Origin of the sequence: Halomicronema hongdechloris C2206, assembly GCF_002075285.3 — a bacterium.
GTDB lineage: Bacteria > Cyanobacteriota > Cyanobacteriia > Phormidesmidales > Phormidesmidaceae > Halomicronema_B > Halomicronema_B hongdechloris.
In genome coordinates, this window is sequence record NZ_CP021983.2 from 1,755,023 (window position 1) to 1,773,529 (window position 18,507).

An 18,507-nucleotide genomic window follows, 5' to 3' on the forward strand; every position below is an offset into this window, starting at 1 on the left:
CAATTAAAATCGTCCGCTTCTGAGGACAGCTCGTAGAATTAAGGGGTGGACCTCGTCAACTTAGAGAGGCTAGCCATGCAAACGGACCTCAATCCTGCCGCTCGCTCCCGTCTTCGCACCCAGGCGTCTCAGCGACGTTCTTTGCGGGGCGCGGCCTTGGGAATGGTCTCTACCGAAAGCTTTCCAGCCATCATTGGCACTGCCGATGCCATGTTGAAAGCGGCGGATGTCTTTCTGGTGGGCTATGAAAAAACAGGTAGTGGCCAGTGTACGGCCATTGTGCGAGGGGGAGTGGCTAATGTGCGCATGGCGGTTGAGGCCGGTATCGAAACGGCCCAGCAGTTCAGTCAGTATGTCAGCTCCAGCGTGATTCCCAGGCCTCAGTCTAATCTGGAGGCGGTGCTACCCATCTGTGCTCGACTGGATGAATTACAGCAGGTGGGCCGAGGCCGTCTGACGAATCAAGCCATTGGCCTGCTAGAAACTCGGGGCTTCCCGGCCATGGTAGGAGCGGCCGATGCCATGACCAAATCGGCGGAGATCACCCTGGTGGCCCATGAGACCATTGGCTCTGGCCTCTGCACTATCATCATTCGCGGGTCCCTGCCCAATGTGGCCATCGCCATTGATGCCGGCATGCATGAGGCCGAACGAATTGGTGAGCTACATGCCGTTATGGTGATTCCTCGTCCCCTAGACGACCTGGAGCAGGTCTTGCCCAAGGTGAAGCAGATGGTCCACGATACGCCACTACGGCTGCCGCTCAACCTGGAGGAAAAGGCCAAGGAACTGGTGGCCTTAGAAAAATCCCAGGTCGAGGTTACCCAAGCCCAAAGACCGTTGCCAGAAACCGAGCAGCGCCCCCTAAATTTGCGGCCGGAGACAGGGCCAGAACGACAGCCTCAGCCCCTAGATCTACCAGATCCAGAGGACCATTTCTGAGCCTGAGTCGCGTCCATGAATCTAGCTACCCGACTCCAGGCCTGATCTAGCAGATCGGTGGCCTCTGCATCGAACCAAGTGATAGGGGCCCGACGGCGGAACCAGGTGCGCTGGCGCTTAGCAAATTGGCCGGTGTGTTGGATAATCAGCTGTTTGGCCTGAGCTAGGGAGCAGTCTCCGGCCAGATACCGGCGAATTTCGTCATATCCCAGGGTTCTGAGTAGGGGTAAGTCGGGACCGTACCGGTCGATCAGGGCCTTTACTTCAGCTACTAAACCCATCGCGATCATGGTGTCGGTGCGATGAGCAATGCGTTGCGCCAAGCTCTGGCGATCGCAATCGAGGCCCAGATAGAGCACGGGATAGGGGGGAGGGACTTCCCCTTGCAGGGTGGAGATGGGTTGGCCAGTGACATAGTAGACTTCTAGGGCCCGTTGGGTGCGGACGGCATCGTTGGGATGAATGCGCTGGGCAACGGTGGGATCGACGACCTGTAGCAACTGATAGCTATGGGGTTGCCCCAACTGGGTGAAGTGCGATCGCAACCTTGGCTGGGGAGCGACGGGGGGAATTTTCAAGCCTTTGACTATTGCCTCCAGGTATAACCCCGTGCCGCCCACCAGCAACGGCACGGTGCCCTGCCTGTGGCTGTCTGCAATGATGGCCTGGGCAGTCTGCTGGTAGGTGGCCAGGGTAAGAGTATCCGTAGGCTCACGGATATCAATCAGGTAGTGAGGCACCCTGGCTTGCTCCTGTGGAGTCGGTTTGGCGGTGCCGATGTCGAAGCCACGATACACTTGCCGGGAGTCGGCACTGAGGATGACCCCCTGCAGGCGTTCTGCTAAGGCGATGGCCAAGCCCGTTTTTCCGGTCGCCGTGGCTCCCCCGATTGCGATTAGAATTGGAACATATGAACTTACTCTGGAACGAGCATGAATTTTTGGATGATCCATCCCACTGTTAGACTTAAGCTGAGAGCCCTTTAGAATGCTGTCAGACCCGTTTGTGTTAGAATCTTGTTGTGTTTTTTCGTGATGTTTGGTTAAGGCGGCTCTAAGTCGATTTTGGGTGGGATCTTAGGAGCCGATTGTAGGAGCGAGTTATCTATGGCAACCGAGTATGGTGCTGAGCAGATTCAGGTTCTGGAAGGATTGGAGCCTGTCCGCAAGCGTCCTGGCATGTACATTGGCAGCACTGGCCCGCGAGGACTTCATCATTTAGTGTACGAGGTTGTCGATAACTCCGTCGATGAAGCCCTAGCTGGCTATTGCGATCGCATCGAAATCAGTCTCAACCAAGATGGCTCTGTGACCGTCATCGACGATGGCCGCGGCATCCCCACTGATATTCACCCCCGCACCGGCAAGTCGGCCCTAGAGACAGTGATGACAGTGCTCCATGCCGGGGGTAAATTTGGTGGCGGCGGCTACAAAGTGTCTGGAGGACTCCACGGGGTGGGCATCTCCGTGGTCAACGCCCTATCTGAGTGGGTAGAGGTCACCGTCTGGCGCGAAGACACTGTCCACCGTCAACGCTTCGAGCGGGGGCTGTCAGTAACCGAGTTAGAAACCGAAGCCGATCCCAGTGAGCGCCGGGGAACCTCCATCTCCTTCATGCCGGATAAGCAGATCTTTACCACCGGCATCGAGTTCGACTATTCCACCTTGGCTGGGCGGTTGCGAGAATTGGCCTATCTCAATGCCGGCGTGGAGATTGTGTTCAGCGACTATCGTCTGCATCTGCTAGACAGCAATGACCCACGAGTCTCCACCTTTCACTACGCTGGCGGCATCCGTGAGTACATCGCCTACATCAACCACGATAAGCAGCCCCTGCACGACGAAATCATTTTTATTGAGGGTGAGCGCGATGGCGTGCAGGTGGAGGCCGCCCTACAGTGGTGTGCCGATGCCTATACCGACAACCTGCTGGGATTTGCCAACAACATCCGCACCGTCGACGGTGGTACTCATCTAGAGGGTCTAAAGGCAGTACTGACCCGCACCATGAATACCATCGCCCGTAAGCGCAACAAGCGCAAAGAAGGGGAGGCCAACTTAGGGGGTGAAAATATTCGTGAGGGGTTGACCGGCATCATCTCCGTGAAAGTCCCCGACCCGGAATTTGAGGGTCAAACCAAAACCAAGTTAGGTAATACAGAAGTCCGCGGCATCGTGGATTCCCTGGTCAATGAACGGCTGACGGAATACCTCGACTTCCATCCCAACGTCGCCGATGCCATTCTTGAGAAGGCCATCCAAGCCTTCAATGCGGCCGAAGCGGCTCGACGAGCTCGAGAACTGGTGCGTCGCAAATCCGTGTTGGAGTCCTCCACCCTGCCGGGCAAACTGGCCGACTGCAGCAGTCGAGATCCAGCCGAATCAGAGATTTTTATCGTGGAGGGAGATTCGGCCGGTGGTAGTGCCAAACAAGGCCGAGATCGTCGTTTCCAGGCCATCCTGCCCCTGCGCGGCAAGATCCTCAATATCGAGAAAACGGACGACACCAAGATCTACAAAAATACGGAGATTCAAGCCCTGATCACTGCCCTGGGCCTGGGGATCAAAGGTGAAGACTTCGACTCCTCCCAGTTGCGGTATCATCGCATCTGTCTCATGACTGATGCCGATGTGGACGGGGCCCACATTCGTACGCTGCTGCTCACCTTCTTCTATCGCTATCAGCGAGAGATGGTGGATCAGGGCTATGTCTATATTGCCTGCCCTCCCCTCTACAAGGTGGAACGGGGCCGCAGCCATTGGTATTGCTACAGTGATCGGGAACTGGACCAGCTGATCGCCAATGAGTTGCCCGCCAATGCCAATTACTCGGTGCAGCGGTTTAAGGGGTTGGGGGAAATGATGCCCACCCAACTCTGGGATACCACCATGAATCCTGAGACCCGCACCCTGAAAAAAGTCGAGATCGAAGATGCCGCCGAAGCCGATCGCATCTTTACGGTATTGATGGGAGATCGGGTGGCGCCCCGACGAGAATTTATCGAGACCCATGGTCCCAAGCTGAAGCTGGAGGATCTCGATATCTAAGCTATATCTAAGGCCCAGGCCCGACGTTTGGCCAGGAGAACGCCGCAGCTGACCTTGGCTAGAGCCAATCCTGTTGCTAACGGCCGCGTCAAGGGGGTATAGACGGCCTCGTTCTGGGCCGTCTGGGATTCTCCGGATCGAAGCATGGGATAACGTCGGGTTCCTCTATTAAGGAAGATGTAAAAAAATGTCGAATTCCAGACCTAGAAAAATTCTATTTTCAGCCTGAAATGGCCAACTGATAGGGGGTCTCTGGTTTGTGTGGGCGAGAAGCTCTGTAAGAATTTGTAATGCAAAGGCTGATCAAATCGTTTTAGGTTAACAATCGTGGCATTGCTTACAAGGGGAAGGCTACGCGTTTTTCCGACCCATTTGGGTATTGCAAAAGGTCTAGATTTTTAGCGAGACGTTTAATATGAGCAGTAATCTGGCGACTAAACTCCGCGAGGGTACGAAAAAAGCCCACACCATGGCTGAAAACATGGGGTTTGTACGTTGCTTCCTGAAGGGGGTAGTTGAAAAGAACTCCTACCGCAAGCTCGTCGCCAATTTTTACTTTGCCTACACGGCAATGGAAGAGGAGCTAGAGCGTCATCGGGAGCACCCAGTTGTTTCAAAAGTTTACTTTCCTGAGCTGCATCGGAAAGTAGCCTTGGAAGCGGATTTGGCTTATTACTTTGGGGCTAATTGGCGGGAGCAAGTGGCCCCAACTGCGGCAGGACAAGCCTATGTCGACCGGATTCGGGACGTTGCCAATACCCAGCCTGAGTTGCTGGTAGGCCATTCCTATACCCGTTATTTAGGCGATTTGTCCGGGGGACAGATCCTCAAGGGGATTGCTCAGCGGGCGATGAATCTGTCTGAAGGTGAGGGAACAGCCTTCTACGAGTTCGACACTATTACCGATGAGAAAGCATTTAAGGCTCAGTATCGTCAGGCTTTAGATGAGGCTCCGGTGGATGAGGCCATGGCCGAGCGGATTGTGGAAGAAGCCAATTATGCCTTTAAGCTCAACATGGAGATGTTCCAAGAACTAGAGGGGAATCTGATCAAGGCGATTGGCCAGATGCTCTTCAATAGTCTGACTAATCGTCGCCGCCGCGGCAGCACAGAGTTGGCCACGGCGGAATAGGGAGCCCTCTATCAATAAGTAGGACAATGTAGGACGCCCTGGGGAATTCCTCAGGGTGTTGTTTTTGCTGAGCAGAGCTCTCGCGTGGGCCAATCAGCTGAGCACGTCACTGAACCAGAGAGGCACTGGACTCTGAGTCATCCCACTAATCATCCCACTAATAAGTCTTCTTCTGGGTAGTGAATGACGCTGGGGCTAGAATCTCCCAAAATCGTAGCCATGAAGAGTAAGACTCCCACCCGACCCACATACATAGTGGCAATGATCGCCAGTTGGGCCCAGATGGTCAGGTCCGCGGTGATGCCAGCGGATAGGCCAACGGTGGCGAAGGCCGAGACCGACTCAAATAGGATGGCAATGAAGTTGAACTCGGGGTCGGTGATAGAGATGAGGGTGGTGGTACCAATCACGGTGAGGCCAGAACCCATCACCACTCCAATGGCTTTGAGGACTCGGGAGCTAGGAATTTGGCGCTGAAAGCAGAGGACCTCTTCCTTGCCCTGCAGGACGGTACGGGTGCAGGCAAGCAGGATGCGCAGGGTAGTGGTTTTAATGCCGCCGCCAGTACTACCTGGGCTGGCCCCGACAAACATCAGGGCAATGATGATGAAGAGGGAAGTGTTTTCCATCTGGCCAATATCGATGCTATTGAAACCGGCAGTACGGGTGGTGACAGACTGAAACCAGGCCATTATCAGTTTGTCGGGGAGGTTGGCCAGTCCTAGGGTGGCCGGGTTGTTGAACTCGGTGGAGAGGAGCGCTATGGTTCCCAGTCCTAACAGGATGATGGTGGTGCTGGTGACAATTTTGAAGTGCAGGGAAAAGATGCGCAGGCTTCGCCGTCTTTGGATGCGATCGCGGAGCCATAGCATCGCTTCCATAATCACCTGATAGCCGATGCCCCCCAGAATAATCAAGGCGCTGATGACTAGAGTCATCCAAGGAGATTGGGCATAGCCGATAAGACTATCTGCGAACAGACTGAAGCCGGCATTATTGAAGGCGCTGATGCTATGAAATACAGCCAGCCAGAGGCTGTGAGCGGCATCGAAGTCGGGGGAAAACAGGGGCATCAACAAGAAGACTCCGGTGAGCTCCAAGATCAGAGTCATCAGAATGATGGAGAGCACCAGCCGCCGACCCCCAGCTAGTTCTGATTGATCCATGGACTGTTGCAGCGCGAGGCGATCGCGCAACCCTAATTTGCGCCCTAACAGCAGTAGCAAAAAGGTGGTGGCAGTCATATACCCTAACCCTCCCACCTGAATCAGCAACAAAATGATGGCCTGGCCGCTGGGGGAAAAGTAACTGCCGGTGTCGACGATAATCAGGCCAGTGACACAGACGGCGGAGGTGGCGGTAAACAGGGCGATCAGGGGAGAATTCCACTGACCATCGGCGGTGGCGATGGGCAAGAGTAGCAGGAGGGTACCTGCCGTAATCAGAGCCAGAAAGCCAAGACAGATGGTACGGGAGACGGTCATGGGTAGATATCTAAAAATGGGGGCTGGCTGGGATCTTCAGAGGCCATGACCCCTTATCTTTCCATGAGTTGCCGATCCCGACTACTATGCTTCTGGCGGCTGTCCTGAGAACCGGGCCGGTCGTCCTAATAATGTTCTATCTGGCTGGCCTCTACCCCAATGGCTGATTCCCTCTCTCAGAAAATTCAGCAGTTCTATGATGCCTCTTCGGGTCTGTGGGAGCAGATTTGGGGAGAGCATATGCACCATGGCTATTACGGTGAGCAGGGACGGCATCGTAAGCCTCGACGCCAGGCCCAGATTGACCTGATCGACAAGGTGCTGGCCTGGGGAAAGGTGCGGGACGCGGCACAGATCCTAGATGTGGGCTGTGGCATTGGCGGCAGCGCCCTGGTATTGGCGGAGCGGTTTGGGGGCCGGGTGACGGGCGTTACTTTGAGCCCGGTACAAGCTGAGCGGGCCAGGGAGCGGGCTAATGCGGTCGGGTTAGGGGACCAGGTGACGTTTCGAGTGGCGGATGCCCTGCAGACGCCTTTTGCAGATCAAGGCTTTGACTTGGTGTGGTCTATGGAGAGTGGGGAGCACATGCCTGATAAGGTGGCCTTTCTGCGGGAATGCTACCGGTTGCTGAAGCCCGGGGGGCAGTTATTGATGGCGACCTGGTGCCACCGTCCTACCGAGTCCTTAGGGGGAGGCCTGACCCTAGATGAAATCGGCCATCTCGAGATTCTTTACCAGGTCTATCATTTGCCCTATGTGATATCGCTGCCAGCCTATGGTCGGCTGGCCCAGCAAGTGGGATTCACTGGGATTCGGCTGGCTGATTGGTCGGTGGCGGTGGCCCCCTTCTGGGATGCAGTGATTGAGTCGGTTTTTGCAGCCCGATGCGATCGCAGGTCTGCTGCAGACAGGCTGGCCTACCCTGCAGGGAGCTCTGGCCTTAGGATTCATGCGCGCTGGGGCTTTGACCGGGGCCTGGTGCGCTACGGTCTGTTGTCGGCTATCCGTTAATGGCACGGTCCTAGTGATGTTTTTACACTGAAGATAGGGAAACCGGCTAATGCCCTCAAATAGCTCTCTAGATGCTTGCTAAATGTCTGGGAGTCTTGCGGAGTCTTCCTTCCCAGGGCTTTAGTCATCGGGCTCCCTATCCTATGTTTCAAGCATGAGCCGCACCATGACCCCATCTCCGTCTACCTCCGAGAGTTCCTGCAAAGGGACCGTTGTTAGCACGCCTGAATCACCCTCCTGGCAGATTAAGCTGTTGTACGACGGCAACTGTCCCCTATGTATGCGGGAGGTCAATTTCCTGCGACGGCGCGATGGTGGCCGCGGCTTGGTAGCCTTTGTCGATATTGCCGCCGATGACTACTGCCCCGAGGAGCATGGCGGCATTGATTTTGAGACGGCTATGGGGCGCATTCATGCCGTGCGGGCCGATGGCACCGTGATTAAAAATGTCGAGGTCTTTCGCCAGGTATATGACGTGTTGGGCCTGGGCTGGGTCTATGCCGCCACCCGTTGGCCCCTGATTGGCCCGGTGGTGGATTGGCTCTATGGCCTCTGGGCCGATTGGCGCTTGCGATTAACAGGTCGCCCGGACCTAGAGACCATCCGGCAGCACCGGCAACAGCGCCAGCGACAATCGGCAGCGGCCGGCCGCTGCCGCCTAGATTAAGCAGCCCGCCGCTCTAGGGCCACCATGAAGAAGCCATCCATGTGGTGCCGATGGGGCCAGACTTTCACCCATCCTTGGGGAGCTACCGCAGCTACCGCGGCGATTTCCCAGGAGGGCGGCTCAATCTGCCAGTCGGGGTGGGTTTGCAAAAACTGCTCAACGATGGCCTCATTCTCGGCAGGGTGCAGGGTACAGGTGGCGTAGACAAGCCGCCCTGTCGGCTGCAGCCAGCGAGCGGCCTCTGTCAGTAGATCCTGCTGTAGCTGGCTCAGGTCTTGGATCGTCTCGGGGGTTTGCCGCCAGCGGGCGTCGGCGTGACGGTGCAGGGTGCCGAGGCCGGAGCAAGGGGCATCCACCAGGACCCGATCGGCCTGGCCATGGAATTTGGGCTGATGGCGGCTATCGCCGGTATAGGTTTTGATGGCAGTCAGCCCCAGGCGACGGGCATTCTGCTGAATCTTACGGAGGCGGGAGCCGGTGCGATCGCAAGCCCAGATCTGCCCCTGATCCTGCATCAACTCGGCCAGATGGGTGGCTTTGCCACCGGGGGCGGCACAGGCATCGATCACCACCTGCCCAGCCTGGGGGGCCAACAGCTGACCCACCAGCTGGCCACTGCTGTCTTGCACCATCCACCAGCCCTGGTCATAGCCTGGTAATTTGGGAATGCTGCCTTGGTGATGGCGCAGGCGCAGGGCCTGGGGCAGACCTGGTAGCCGTACGGTCTCGATCCCCGCGGTCTGGAAAGCAACCTCGACGGCTTCCAGAGACGTCTTCAGGGGATTAATCCGCAAATCAATGTGGGGCGGTTGATTCAGCCAATCGCATAGTTGCCGAGCTTCGTCCGATCCTAGCTGCTGCCACCATAGCCGCATCATCCAGTCAGGAAAGCTATAATCCACAGCGCAGGCTTGGATAGGATCTGTAGGCAGTTGCAGGGGATCGTGAGGCTGCTGGCGAGCATACCCTCGCAGAATACCGTTGACCACTCCACTCAGACGACTGTAGCCATTTTGCTTGGCTAAATTGACACTGGTATTGACCGCCGCTGAGGCCGGGATATGGTCTAGATACCGCAGCTGATAGAAGCCCAGATGCAAAATGATACGCAACTCGGGAGGCTGCTGTTGAGCCGGTTTCCGCCCGAGTTGATCGATCAGGGCGTCCAGGGTGCGTTGCCGCCGCACACAGCCGTAGACCAGCTCAGTGACTAAGTGACGATCCAGCTCGGCTAGCCCCTTCGTCGTTAAGGCACGGTGGAGGGCGACGTCCGCGTAGGCACCACTATATATCGCCCGCAGACTCTGAAAGGCTAGCTGCCGAGCATCTAAGGGAGAGGATTGGGTCCCTCTAGACGGTGTCAAATTCAACGCTTCCTTCGGTGATCGACGGTGTGCGCCCGCACTCGGCTGCACTGGCTTTAATATCAATTCTTTGAAGAATGACGGCGACACATCTTGCCCCCTCACCCCTTGCGGCCTGTCTGGGGAACTCGATAACTGAGAACTGGTATCAGCTCTGCCATAGAGTAGCCGCAGCAGGCCATGACACTAGCGGGTGCCTGCAGTAGACAGAGCACCCCGCAAAGCGACCGCCGTCGCTTCATGTTGACCTTCCTAGCGCCTCTCAGCTCTTCTTCTTGGCAGTGCCTGAGTCTCGCTTGCGACGACGGCGATCTCGCCATTCCACAGCTGTCAGATAGATGACTCCGCTGGTGACGATTACCAACAGGACCAGGGCGGCGACGGCGAGGACGCTAAAGACTTGGGATGGAGATTGTAAGAGTGACTCCATGACTCTGTCGCTGCTAGAAACCGTTGCGAGCCCACACTGTTAGGGAGATTGAGAAAGTGAAAACTACCAACAGGGAGACCCAACCGAGCGTCAGAATGTCCATAGATCAAGCATTGTCAACATTGTCTGCTTTCTATCATACGGTAAAGTTTGACCGATAATGGCTACAGGTTGGAGTGGGTAATGGGACAAGGGATTATCAAGCCCTGTGGCAACGACTAGGAATCGCAGCATACCCTTTTAGCCGACCCAGCCTGTCAGAGGCCGGTTATCTCGCCTATGGATTTGGCTGGAACTCGATAGAATCAGATCAGTACGTACGATAGAGATAGTGGGCTCCATGATTCCAACCGTTATCGAACAGTCAGGCCGTGGCGAGCGAGCCTTTGACATCTACTCTCGCCTGCTGCGAGAGCGCATCGTGTTTTTAGGCCAAGAAGTGACGGCAGAGTCTGCCAACCTAATCGTGGCCCAGCTTCTGTTTCTGGAAGCAGAAGACCCCGATAAAGACATCTACCTCTACATCAACTCCCCCGGCGGCTCGGTAACGGCCGGATTGGGCATTTTTGACACCATGAACCACATTCGCCCCAATGTCTGCACCATCTGCGTGGGCTTGGCGGCCAGTATGGGCGCCTTTCTATTGGCCACTGGTCAGCAGGGCAAACGCATGAGTCTACCCAATTCTCGAATCATGATTCACCAACCCCTCGGAGGTGCCCAAGGCCAGGCTACCGATATCGAGATTCAGGCCAAGGAAATCCTCTACCTGAAACAACGGTTGAATGAAGCCCTAGCCAAAAACACCGGACAACCCCTGGAGAAAATTGCCGAAGACACAGAGCGAGACTTTTTCATGTCTCCCCAAGATGCTCTGGAATACGGGCTGATCGATCAAGTCATCGATCGCAGCGCCACAGGCAGCCGTCCCCAAGTAGTGAGTTAGCCTTGCCCATTATCAGTAGCCTCGGTTGTGAATTAGGGCGCTGCCACTAGTAGCATCGCCGTCAAGAACATCAACCTCAGCCGGGAAGCACCGACTTATCCAGGAACCGGAAGTTGGCCAGGAACTGAATTCTGGCTCCTGATTCCCTGCTGACTGCGTCGCTTTAGGTCTTCGGGAACCTCTGATATGTATAGCCCCGGGGGTATGGCTGACACTAAAGCACAGCTTGCCTGAGAGATAGGCAGACAAAGCTCCCTAGTACGCCAAGCCACCACAATCGTATGTAAAGCTACGCGATTATCCACTAATCAATGGGCAATGGGGCTGGATTAGAAACGGCAGATGCCCCTGATTAGTCTTCCTTCTCAGTGTTACCTGTGTATTTTGGCAAACCCACGCCCCATTTGCCATAGCTCAGCAGTATCCTCGAGCAAAATTAGTAAACCTAGCCCCTCATCCTCGGATAGGGTTCATAGTGGCATCGGCGATGGCCTAAAGCGGGGCCCGCCTCGGTTGCACCGTTACCTTAGGAACATGTCTAGGTGGTTATGTCCCGGACTCTGCAGCTCAGCGTTATCGGTATGATATGAGGTAACGCAAGCAAGGGAGAAGTGTCTGATGTTCCACTTGTATTTTGGAGCCTTCGATATCATTCTCTATCTCGGCGCTTCCTATTTTGCAATGGTCTTGGCCAAGGCCATTTGTGATGAGTTGGACCAAGTTGGGACCACTCAAGTTGTAGAAGCCTCTGAGGCGAAAACCTCTCATCAATCCCTCCAACCGTCTACTCAGAGTCCCGTTGCTTCCCGCTCTGAGCGGGCTGAGGTGCAGCAGCAGGTAACCGTAAAAGGGTAAGCCCTGCTCGCTGCTGCCAAACTACCGGTCTGTCTAGTACTCGTCGGCGGAAATAGCCCCCCCTGTTGGTTCAAGGCAGAAGCCTTGATACGTCGAGAATTCCCCTTCTGCCTTCTGCCCTTTTCCTTCTGCCTTTCTGTACTAGGCTGAGGGCTGCTGTGATTTGCCTCACCTTAGGCCTGCGAGCTCGATCATCTCCTCGGGTGTTGAGCCTCACCAAGGCCCTTGCGCAGCATCACCCCCTTATCATCGGCGATGGTCCACTATGGCAGCTATGGTTAAACGGTGTAACTATGTATTCCAGCCGCCTAGCCCATCAGTCCATTCGCTCTCTTAGGCGTATGGGTGCAGAACCCTCCCTGAGGCTACTGGTAGATATTCTGATCAGGCAGCTGATCATGGTCACTGGTGTGGCCTTGGCATTGACGGCGCTATTGGACCTATGACCCCTAACTTGTCGTCTTTTCTGAGTAAATCAAGTAAAGTGACTGTCAATCGATGACCTGTAAAGCAGGTAGTTCGGCATGTTCCAGTCTATAGCCTGGCCTAGGGTGCCCCATCGAGCTGGCACCTGGCTGCGCCAAGTGCGTGCTGTTCTACCCGGCGCGATTAATGAAAGGCTGATCCAATTTTGCGGCATTCAACGCTCAGGTAACCATGCCGTTATTAACTGGATCATTGCTCAGCAATCGCTTAAGACTTGCTTTATCAACGGAGTTAACCCACGCCATAATCCCTGGTTTAACAACTGGGGCATTGCCTATCACAACTATGACTACTGGCCGCGAGAGCGAGATCGGACAGGTGCCTTAGTCTCTAAACAACTTTTGCTCTGTTCCTACGAAAATCAGCCCCTAAACCACGTATTTGACCCTTCATTTCGACTCCAGCGATACGTTGGTGGCAGCCGTCGTCGCGACTCTGTACTGTTGTTACGAGACCCCTACAATACCTTCGCCAGTTGGTTCAAGGCTGGTTGGCCCCTATCTGAAGACACCATTTACCTGTGGAAGCAATATGCCAGAGAGTACCTTGGCCTCAGTCAGCAAACACCCCCTGGAACAGTAATGATCGCGTTCAACCAGTGGTTTACCCAAGCGGACTACCGTCAACGCTTAGCTGATGCTTTGGATCTCCCCTTCACCGATCATGGTCTTGACCGCATCACTCACCATGGTGGGGGGAGCTCATTTGAGCAACAGGTATTGCAAGGTAAAGCCAGTCATATGAAAGTGCTCGAACGGTTTAAGGGTTTTCTCGACCACCCTGATTTCATTCAGATTTTCCGGGATCCGGACCTGATTGACCTTTCAGAGCAAATTTTTGGTCCCATACCAGGTACTGAAATGTTGACTCGATAGTCAGTATCGAGTTTGTCCATTTAGAGTTAGAGAACACGACTCGACCCTGCAGCAGCGCCTGATCTCCGAGGAGTCGCGGCCTCGCTGGGTTAACGCCTCTGGCTTGGGCGTTGCCTGGCTGCATGTGAGGCTGGATACGCGACCCAAGTACTATCAGCATGAGCCCTATCGCCGGACTCTGGCTTGACCCCAGCGCATAAATTCAAGCCCATGTTGCCGGTAAACACGGTATGGTAAGGGCAACTTTGGTCGATTGGTCAGCGAATAGCAATGGTGAATTGTCGTCGGAGCTTAGTGGTCATAGGACTATTTAGTGTGGGCTGGTCGCAACCAGTGTTAGGACTACCACCAGCCGACGAGACTCCAGAAGAGGTGCTGCGCACCGAGATCATCGTAGAAGCTCGCTCTCCTCTAGATGGTGAACCCTTATCGCCATCGGAATATGCTGAACTACAAGCTCAACTGCAAGATCCCAATCGCGAGCGGACCTTATCATCGGAGGTTCGCTATGTCATTTTCCTGTTGCAGTTGCGGCGGGTAATTAAGCCAGTGGTGCCGTTTTTGCCGTGAGCCCCTCGGGGTTTGGGGCAAACACCCTACTTTAAAATCGATACTTTAAATCGATAACTTCACTAAGTTTTGTTAATGTAATTCGCAGAGAGTCAAGCCCTTCAAACTGAGATAGGTAGTGTATGGCTGTTACCGTTGCCCCCGAGCAGATCGATCGCATTGTTTGGAATCAGCACCACGATCCCTTTGAGGTGCTGGGTCCTCATATGGTTCAGCTAGATGGCAAAACGGTGTGGGCAGTTCGGGCCTATCTGCCAAATGCCGAGGCTGCCTGGGTAGTGTTACCTGAGACTCGCAAAGAGTTTGCCATGGAGGCGTCCCATCACCCCCATTTCTTCGAGTGCATCATCGCAGCCGAAGAGGTGGTCAACTATCAGCTGCGCTACCAAGAGGGCGGCCACGAACGGGTCGTCTATGATCCCTACGCTTTTAAGACGCGGCGCATTACTGACTTTGACATCCATCTATTTGCCGAGGGCAACCACCATCGCATCTATGAGAAGCTGGGAGCTCACCCCACCACCATGGAAGGGATTGCTGGGGTGTATTTTGCCGTTTGGGCCCCTAATGCCCGCAATGTCTCGGTGTTGGGTAACTTTAACCACTGGGATGGTCGCAAGCATCAGATGCGGCGCTCGGGCAATGGTATCTGGGAACTGTTTATTCCAGATATTGCTGCTGGCGAACACTATAAATATGAAATCAAAAACCCGTCGGGTCACATGTACGAAAAGGCTGATCCCTATGGCTTTCAGCAGGAAGTGCGGCCCAAGACAGCGTCTGTCGTTGCCAATTTAGATGGCTATTCCTGGCATGACCAAGATTGGATGGAGCAGCGACGCCATACAGAACCGCTGACTCAGCCCATCTCCGTCTACGAAGTGCATTTAGGCTCGTGGCTGCATGGCTCTTCGGCCCAGCCGGCCACTAACCCGGACGGTACCCCAGTGTCTCCCGTGGCGGTGGCTGAATTGAAGCCAGGAGCCCGGTTTTTGACCTATCGGGAACTAGCGGAGCGGCTGATTCCCTATGTCAAGGAGATGGGCTTTACCCACATTGAGTTACTGCCGGTGGCAGAACATCCCTTCGATGGATCTTGGGGGTATCAGGTGACGGGGTATTATGCGGTCACCTCCCGCTATGGCACCCCTCAAGATTTCATGTACTTCGTCGACCAGTGCCACCAGAATGGCATCGGGGTGATCGTCGATTGGGTACCGGGGCATTTCCCCAAGGATGGCCATGGGTTGGCCTTTTTCGATGGCACCCATCTCTATGAGCATGCCGATCCCCGCAGGGGTGAGCATAAAGAGTGGGGCACCTTGGTGTTCAACTATGGCCGCAACGAGGTGCGTAATTTTCTGGTGGCCAATGCGGTCTTCTGGTTTGATAAATACCACATCGATGGCATGCGGGTTGATGCCGTGGCCTCGATGCTGTATTTAGACTATTGCCGTAAACCAGGGGAATGGGTCACCAACCAATATGGGGGCCGGGAAAACATTGAAGCGGCCGACTTCTTGCGGCAAACCAATCATGTGCTGTTTAGCTATTTCCCTGGCATTTTATCTATCGCCGAAGAATCCACCTCTTGGCCTATGGTGTCCTGGCCCACCTATGTGGGTGGGTTGGGCTTCAATTTGAAGTGGAACATGGGCTGGATGCATGACATGCTGGACTATTTCCACATGGATCCCTGGTTCCGGCAGTTTCACCAGAATAATGTCACCTTTAGCATCTGGTATGCCTATAGCGAGAACTTCATGCTGGCCCTCTCCCATGATGAGGTGGTCCATGGCAAGAGCAATATGCTGGGCAAGATGCCAGGGGATGATTGGCAGAAGTTTGCCAACCTGCGTTGTCTGTATTCCTACATGTTCATGCACCCGGGCAAGAAAACCCTGTTCATGAGCATGGAATTTGGCCAATGGAGTGAATGGAATGTCTGGGGTGATTTGGAATGGCACCTGTTGCAGTACACGCCCCACCAAACCCTACGGCGCTGCATTAGCCAACTCAATGCTCTCTATCGCAGTGAAGCGGCTCTCTACAGCCAAGACTTTTCTGAAGAAGGATTTGAGTGGATCGACTGCAGCGACGGCCGCCATAGTGTGGTGTCTTTCATGCGCCGAGCGAAAGACAGCCAGGAGTTCATCGTGGTGGTGTGCAATTTCACTCCTCAGCCCCATAGTCATTACCGCATTGGCGTGCCGGAGCAGGGCTATTATCGTGAGATCTTCAACAGCGATGCTCGCGATTTCAATGGCAGCAACATGGGGAATTTGGGAGGCAAGTGGTCGGAGGATTGGTCCTACCATGGTCGCTCCTTCTCGTTGGATCTGACCCTGCCGCCGTTGGCTGTGATTGCCCTGAAGTTAGATCGCCAACGTACTTGGGAGGCGAAGGCGGAGAACGGTTAGGGTTTATAGCAACTGTCCCTATGCTTAGGACAGTTGCGGTCAGGTAGCTCCCTAGGCTGGGTCCCCCGAGCGATCCCCACTGTCCTAAGCGACCTGACAGACGTAATAGAAAAAGCTGGGCTTCGTGGAAGGGCTTGTCGTTCAGTGGCAGTAGATCACGATACGACTACAAAGGGTATGTCGATTGGTCGTTCAAGATTGCATTGCATCGGCAGGGAGTGGTAAACCTCGGTAAGACCACACTTAGTTTTCCAAGCCAGAGAGCTCACCCGAGGGAATTTCGCTTCCCTCGGACTCCGACGACCAGGGCGAACCGCTTGTGGTGAGCGCAGTCGAACTACCGCCCTGGACCCCGCAGAAGGGGATGTTGGTTGGTCGTTGTAGATCGCGTTGCATCGACAGGGGAGCGAGGAGCTTTCCCCCTTTTTCCCAACCCATGATGAGAGTAAGAGCCGGGCATACACTCACCTAGACTCTAAAAATTCAAAACCCGCCATCCTGTGGGTCTTTCCCTTGCTACACATTACTTACCCAGTTTGCTCAACACGACCCACGCTACTCCCCAGCTATCACTCCATCACCCATCCACTCTCCACTCTTCACCCTCCACTCTTCACTACATATCTGCCCTCCCCATTACCCCATCACTGAGCCCTACCGGGCAGGTGACGTTGGTGCCGCCGAGGCCGCAGTAACCGCCGGGATTCTTGGCTAGATATTGCTGGTGGTAGGCTTCGGCGTAGTAGAACTCGGGGGCGTCTAGGATTTCGGTGGTGATGTTGCCGTAACCTGCTTTGGTCAGGGCCTGTTGATAGGCGTCTCGAGAGGCTTCGGCTAACTGGCGCTGCGCTTCTGAGTAGACGTAGATGCCGGAGCGATACTGGGTGCCGGTGTCGTTGCCCTGGCGCATGCCCTGGGTAGGGTTGTGGCTCTCCCAGAAGGTTTTCAGTAATTGCTCGTAGGAAATAACCTTAGGGTCGAAGACAACCAAGACCACCTCAGCATGGCCGGTCATACCGGAGCAGACTTCGTGGTAGGTGGGATTTGGCGTATGGCCGGCGGCATAGCCGACGGCGGTGGTGTAGACGCCCTCTAGCTGCCAGAACTTGCGCTCGGCGCCCCAGAAGCAGCCCAGGCCAAACATGGCCGTTTCCATGCCCGCGGGAAAGGGAGGGGTGAGGGAATTGCCGTTGACGTAATGGCGCTCAGGTACCGGCATTTTCTCGGCACGACCGGAAAGCGCCTCTTCGGAGGAGGGGAGGGATTGCTTTTTGCCGAAACCAAACAAGACCATAGGACTTTGTGACCTGATTGCAGGGTGTACAGCTTCCACTATAGGTCAGGGGCTGGGGGATAACAGGGTGGGATTTCCGCCAGGTTGGGGGCGGTGTGGTCATATAGCGATCAGCAGTTTGATGAGGAGAGATCGGCTGACTGAGATCCTGGCGCAGTAGGGATTCAATTCATCCTTTTGCCTTCTGATTTCTGCCTTTTGTTATATCTGCCACAGCAGCCACTGTAGGGCAATGGCGATGATTGCCCCGATTAGGGTGTTGATGACGTTGACCAATTCGTTGGTGAGCCAGGTAATGGTCTCTTGCAGGGTGGCACCGATCAGGCTTTCGCAGGTGGTGGCAATCAGGGCGGCGATCGCACATAGGATGATGCCGCTGGCGGGAATCAACCCGACGGCCCAACCCACGAATGCGATCGCAACTGAGGCCACCACCCCAGCCAGGGTGCCTTCTAGACTGACGGCGCCTTCGCTGCCGGGGGGCACCGGCTTCAGGGTAGTCACCAGAAAGGTGCGACGACCATAGGCCTTGCCCACCTCGCTGGCGGTGGTGTCGGACAGCTTGGTGCTAAAGCTGGCCACGAAGCCTAAGGCCAACAGCGCCCCTCCGGCCATGTTGCCCTGGGCCTGCAGCGCTAAGATACCCAGGGCGCAGAGGCTACCGGCGGCGGCTGAGCCCCAGACATTTTCCGGTCCCCGGCGACCCGAGCGCCCCTCGGCGATGCCCGCCGCCTGTTTGCGGGCCGCCCCGATGCGGGTGACGGCAGAGCCCACCAGAAAATACACCATGACCACGGTATAGCCAGCCCAGCCTAAGCAACCCCAGATTAATACTCCCAAGATCCAGGCATGAAAATATCCGGCTACCGTCAGCAGTTTCTTGGGAGCCACCCATGCGATCGCAAGTAGGGCCGTATTAATGGCCACGCCCCAGAGCCAGGGCTGCAATGCAGGAGACACATCCATGGGTCATTCCTGGAAAAT

General features: G+C 55.3%; 18 protein-coding genes and 1 pseudogene. 11 read left to right on the forward strand and 8 right to left on the reverse strand.

Going from position 1 to position 18,507, the window contains the following annotated elements; genetic code table 11:
- Positions 1–75: 75 nt before the first annotated feature.
- A complete protein-coding gene (locus tag XM38_RS28755; protein WP_080806045.1) occupies positions 76–942 on the forward strand; it encodes a carbon dioxide-concentrating mechanism protein CcmK in 867 nt (288 codons plus the stop codon).
- On the opposite strand, the gene miaA is transcribed toward XM38_RS28755, so the two are convergent.
- Positions 903–1,895: a tRNA (adenosine(37)-N6)-dimethylallyltransferase MiaA gene (gene miaA, locus XM38_RS07930; RefSeq protein WP_080806043.1), complete on the reverse strand. Its 993-nt coding sequence runs from the start codon at positions 1,893–1,895 to the stop codon at positions 903–905. The genes XM38_RS28755 and miaA overlap by 40 nt on opposite strands.
- Positions 1,896–2,048: 153 nt before the next feature.
- Here miaA and gyrB point away from each other — a divergent pair, with 153 nt between their 5' ends.
- Positions 2,049–3,989: a DNA topoisomerase (ATP-hydrolyzing) subunit B gene (gene gyrB, locus XM38_RS07935; protein WP_088429466.1), complete on the forward strand. Its 1,941-nt coding sequence runs from the start codon at positions 2,049–2,051 to the stop codon at positions 3,987–3,989.
- On the opposite strand, the gene XM38_RS25840 is transcribed toward gyrB, so the two are convergent.
- Positions 3,986–4,135, reverse strand: coding sequence for a hypothetical protein (locus XM38_RS25840; RefSeq protein ID WP_187329326.1), 150 nt, complete (start codon positions 4,133–4,135; stop codon positions 3,986–3,988). The genes gyrB and XM38_RS25840 overlap by 4 nt on opposite strands.
- A 269-nt stretch (positions 4,136–4,404) precedes the next feature.
- On the opposite strand from XM38_RS25840, the gene XM38_RS07940 reads away from it, so the two are divergent.
- Positions 4,405–5,121, forward strand: a complete 717-nt coding sequence (locus tag XM38_RS07940) for a biliverdin-producing heme oxygenase (protein WP_080806041.1) — start codon at positions 4,405–4,407, stop codon at positions 5,119–5,121.
- Positions 5,122–5,270: 149 nt separating this feature from the next.
- Here XM38_RS07940 and XM38_RS07945 read toward each other — a convergent pair whose 3' ends face one another.
- The gene (locus XM38_RS07945) at positions 5,271–6,605 is read right to left on the reverse strand and encodes a TrkH family potassium uptake protein (protein WP_088429468.1); all 1,335 of its coding nucleotides are present in this window, start codon (positions 6,603–6,605) and stop codon (positions 5,271–5,273) included.
- Positions 6,606–6,764: 159 nt separating this feature from the next.
- On the opposite strand from XM38_RS07945, the pseudogene XM38_RS07950 reads away from it, so the two are divergent.
- Positions 6,765–7,616 (forward strand): annotated as a pseudogene (locus XM38_RS07950) (methyltransferase domain-containing protein).
- 154 nt (positions 7,617–7,770) lie between these two features.
- Positions 7,771–8,283 carry a thiol-disulfide oxidoreductase DCC family protein gene (locus XM38_RS07955; protein WP_080806039.1) on the forward strand — a complete coding sequence of 171 codons (513 nt, stop codon included), beginning with the start codon at positions 7,771–7,773 and terminating at the stop codon, positions 8,281–8,283.
- Here XM38_RS07955 and XM38_RS07960 read toward each other — a convergent pair.
- The 3 genes from XM38_RS07960 to petN all read right to left on the reverse strand — a co-directional run bounded on the left by XM38_RS07960 (position 8,280) and on the right by petN (position 10,180).
- On the reverse strand, positions 8,280–9,647 hold the full coding sequence (locus tag XM38_RS07960) for a 16S rRNA (cytosine(967)-C(5))-methyltransferase (protein ID WP_080806037.1): 1,368 nt from the start codon (positions 9,645–9,647) through the stop codon (positions 8,280–8,282). The two genes, XM38_RS07955 and XM38_RS07960, sit on opposite strands and share 4 nt — an antisense overlap.
- Positions 9,648–9,909: 262 nt before the next feature.
- Positions 9,910–10,077, reverse strand: a complete 168-nt coding sequence (locus XM38_RS25845; RefSeq protein ID WP_187329327.1) for a hypothetical protein — start codon at positions 10,075–10,077, stop codon at positions 9,910–9,912.
- 13 nt (positions 10,078–10,090) lie between these two features.
- Positions 10,091–10,180: a cytochrome b6-f complex subunit PetN gene (gene petN / locus XM38_RS07965; protein ID WP_080806035.1), complete on the reverse strand. Its 90-nt coding sequence runs from the start codon at positions 10,178–10,180 to the stop codon at positions 10,091–10,093.
- A gap of 237 nt (positions 10,181–10,417) precedes the next feature.
- Between petN and clpP the strand changes: the two genes are divergently transcribed.
- The 6 genes from clpP (at position 10,418) to glgB (ending at position 16,229) form a co-directional block, all read left to right on the forward strand.
- On the forward strand, positions 10,418–11,023 hold the full coding sequence (clpP, locus tag XM38_RS07970; RefSeq protein WP_080806033.1) for an ATP-dependent Clp endopeptidase proteolytic subunit ClpP: 606 nt from the start codon (positions 10,418–10,420) through the stop codon (positions 11,021–11,023).
- 618 nt (positions 11,024–11,641) lie between these two features.
- Positions 11,642–11,878, forward strand: a complete 237-nt coding sequence (locus tag XM38_RS07975; RefSeq protein ID WP_080806030.1) for a hypothetical protein — start codon at positions 11,642–11,644, stop codon at positions 11,876–11,878.
- A gap of 524 nt (positions 11,879–12,402) precedes the next feature.
- Positions 12,403–13,239 (forward strand): hypothetical protein, encoded by an 837-nt coding sequence (locus tag XM38_RS07980; protein WP_080806027.1) that lies wholly within the window; start codon positions 12,403–12,405, stop codon positions 13,237–13,239.
- A 46-nt stretch (positions 13,240–13,285) separates the two neighbouring features.
- Positions 13,286–13,426, forward strand: coding sequence for a DUF6940 family protein (locus tag XM38_RS28760; protein WP_391540805.1), 141 nt, complete (start codon positions 13,286–13,288; stop codon positions 13,424–13,426).
- Between the two features lie 128 nt (positions 13,427–13,554).
- Positions 13,555–13,809, forward strand: a complete 255-nt coding sequence (locus XM38_RS07985; protein ID WP_225889224.1) for a hypothetical protein — start codon at positions 13,555–13,557, stop codon at positions 13,807–13,809.
- A 122-nt stretch (positions 13,810–13,931) separates the two neighbouring features.
- Positions 13,932–16,229 carry a 1,4-alpha-glucan branching enzyme gene (gene glgB, locus XM38_RS07990; RefSeq protein ID WP_080806025.1) on the forward strand — a complete coding sequence of 766 codons (2,298 nt, stop codon included), beginning with the start codon at positions 13,932–13,934 and terminating at the stop codon, positions 16,227–16,229.
- Positions 16,230–16,845: 616 nt separating this feature from the next.
- Here glgB and msrA read toward each other — a convergent pair.
- Both msrA and XM38_RS08000 read right to left on the reverse strand, forming a co-directional pair.
- Complete coding sequence (gene msrA, locus XM38_RS07995; protein WP_080806024.1) at positions 16,846–17,523, reverse strand: peptide-methionine (S)-S-oxide reductase MsrA; 678 nt, start codon at positions 17,521–17,523, stop codon at positions 16,846–16,848.
- A 201-nt stretch (positions 17,524–17,724) separates the two neighbouring features.
- On the reverse strand, positions 17,725–18,489 hold the full coding sequence (locus tag XM38_RS08000) for a TIGR00297 family protein (protein WP_088429472.1): 765 nt from the start codon (positions 18,487–18,489) through the stop codon (positions 17,725–17,727).
- Positions 18,490–18,507 lie beyond the last annotated feature (18 nt).

Excerpts from the sequence above, each read along its gene's own strand:
- glgB (WP_080806025.1), top strand. The coding sequence starts at position 13,932 with ATGGCTGTTACCGTTGCCCCCGAGCAGATCGATCGCATTGTTTGGAAT.
- XM38_RS28755 (WP_080806045.1), top strand. The coding sequence starts at position 76 with ATGCAAACGGACCTCAATCCTGCCGCTCGCTCCCGTCTTCGCACCCAG.
- XM38_RS07955 (WP_080806039.1), top strand. The coding sequence starts at position 7,771 with ATGAGCCGCACCATGACCCCATCTCCGTCTACCTCCGAGAGTTCCTGC.
- XM38_RS07975 (WP_080806030.1), top strand. The coding sequence starts at position 11,642 with ATGTTCCACTTGTATTTTGGAGCCTTCGATATCATTCTCTATCTCGGC.
- petN (WP_080806035.1), bottom strand. The coding sequence starts at position 10,180 with ATGGACATTCTGACGCTCGGTTGGGTCTCCCTGTTGGTAGTTTTCACT.
- clpP (WP_080806033.1), top strand. The coding sequence starts at position 10,418 with ATGATTCCAACCGTTATCGAACAGTCAGGCCGTGGCGAGCGAGCCTTT.
- XM38_RS25845 (WP_187329327.1), bottom strand. The coding sequence starts at position 10,077 with ATGGAGTCACTCTTACAATCTCCATCCCAAGTCTTTAGCGTCCTCGCC.
- XM38_RS07945 (WP_088429468.1), bottom strand. The coding sequence starts at position 6,605 with ATGACCGTCTCCCGTACCATCTGTCTTGGCTTTCTGGCTCTGATTACG.
- XM38_RS07940 (WP_080806041.1), top strand. The coding sequence starts at position 4,405 with ATGAGCAGTAATCTGGCGACTAAACTCCGCGAGGGTACGAAAAAAGCC.
- XM38_RS07980 (WP_080806027.1), top strand. The coding sequence starts at position 12,403 with ATGTTCCAGTCTATAGCCTGGCCTAGGGTGCCCCATCGAGCTGGCACC.
- gyrB (WP_088429466.1), top strand. The coding sequence starts at position 2,049 with ATGGCAACCGAGTATGGTGCTGAGCAGATTCAGGTTCTGGAAGGATTG.
- XM38_RS25840 (WP_187329326.1), bottom strand. The coding sequence starts at position 4,135 with ATGCTTCGATCCGGAGAATCCCAGACGGCCCAGAACGAGGCCGTCTAT.
- XM38_RS08000 (WP_088429472.1), bottom strand. The coding sequence starts at position 18,489 with ATGGATGTGTCTCCTGCATTGCAGCCCTGGCTCTGGGGCGTGGCCATT.
- msrA (WP_080806024.1), bottom strand. The coding sequence starts at position 17,523 with ATGGTCTTGTTTGGTTTCGGCAAAAAGCAATCCCTCCCCTCCTCCGAA.
- miaA (WP_080806043.1), bottom strand. The coding sequence starts at position 1,895 with ATGGATCATCCAAAAATTCATGCTCGTTCCAGAGTAAGTTCATATGTT.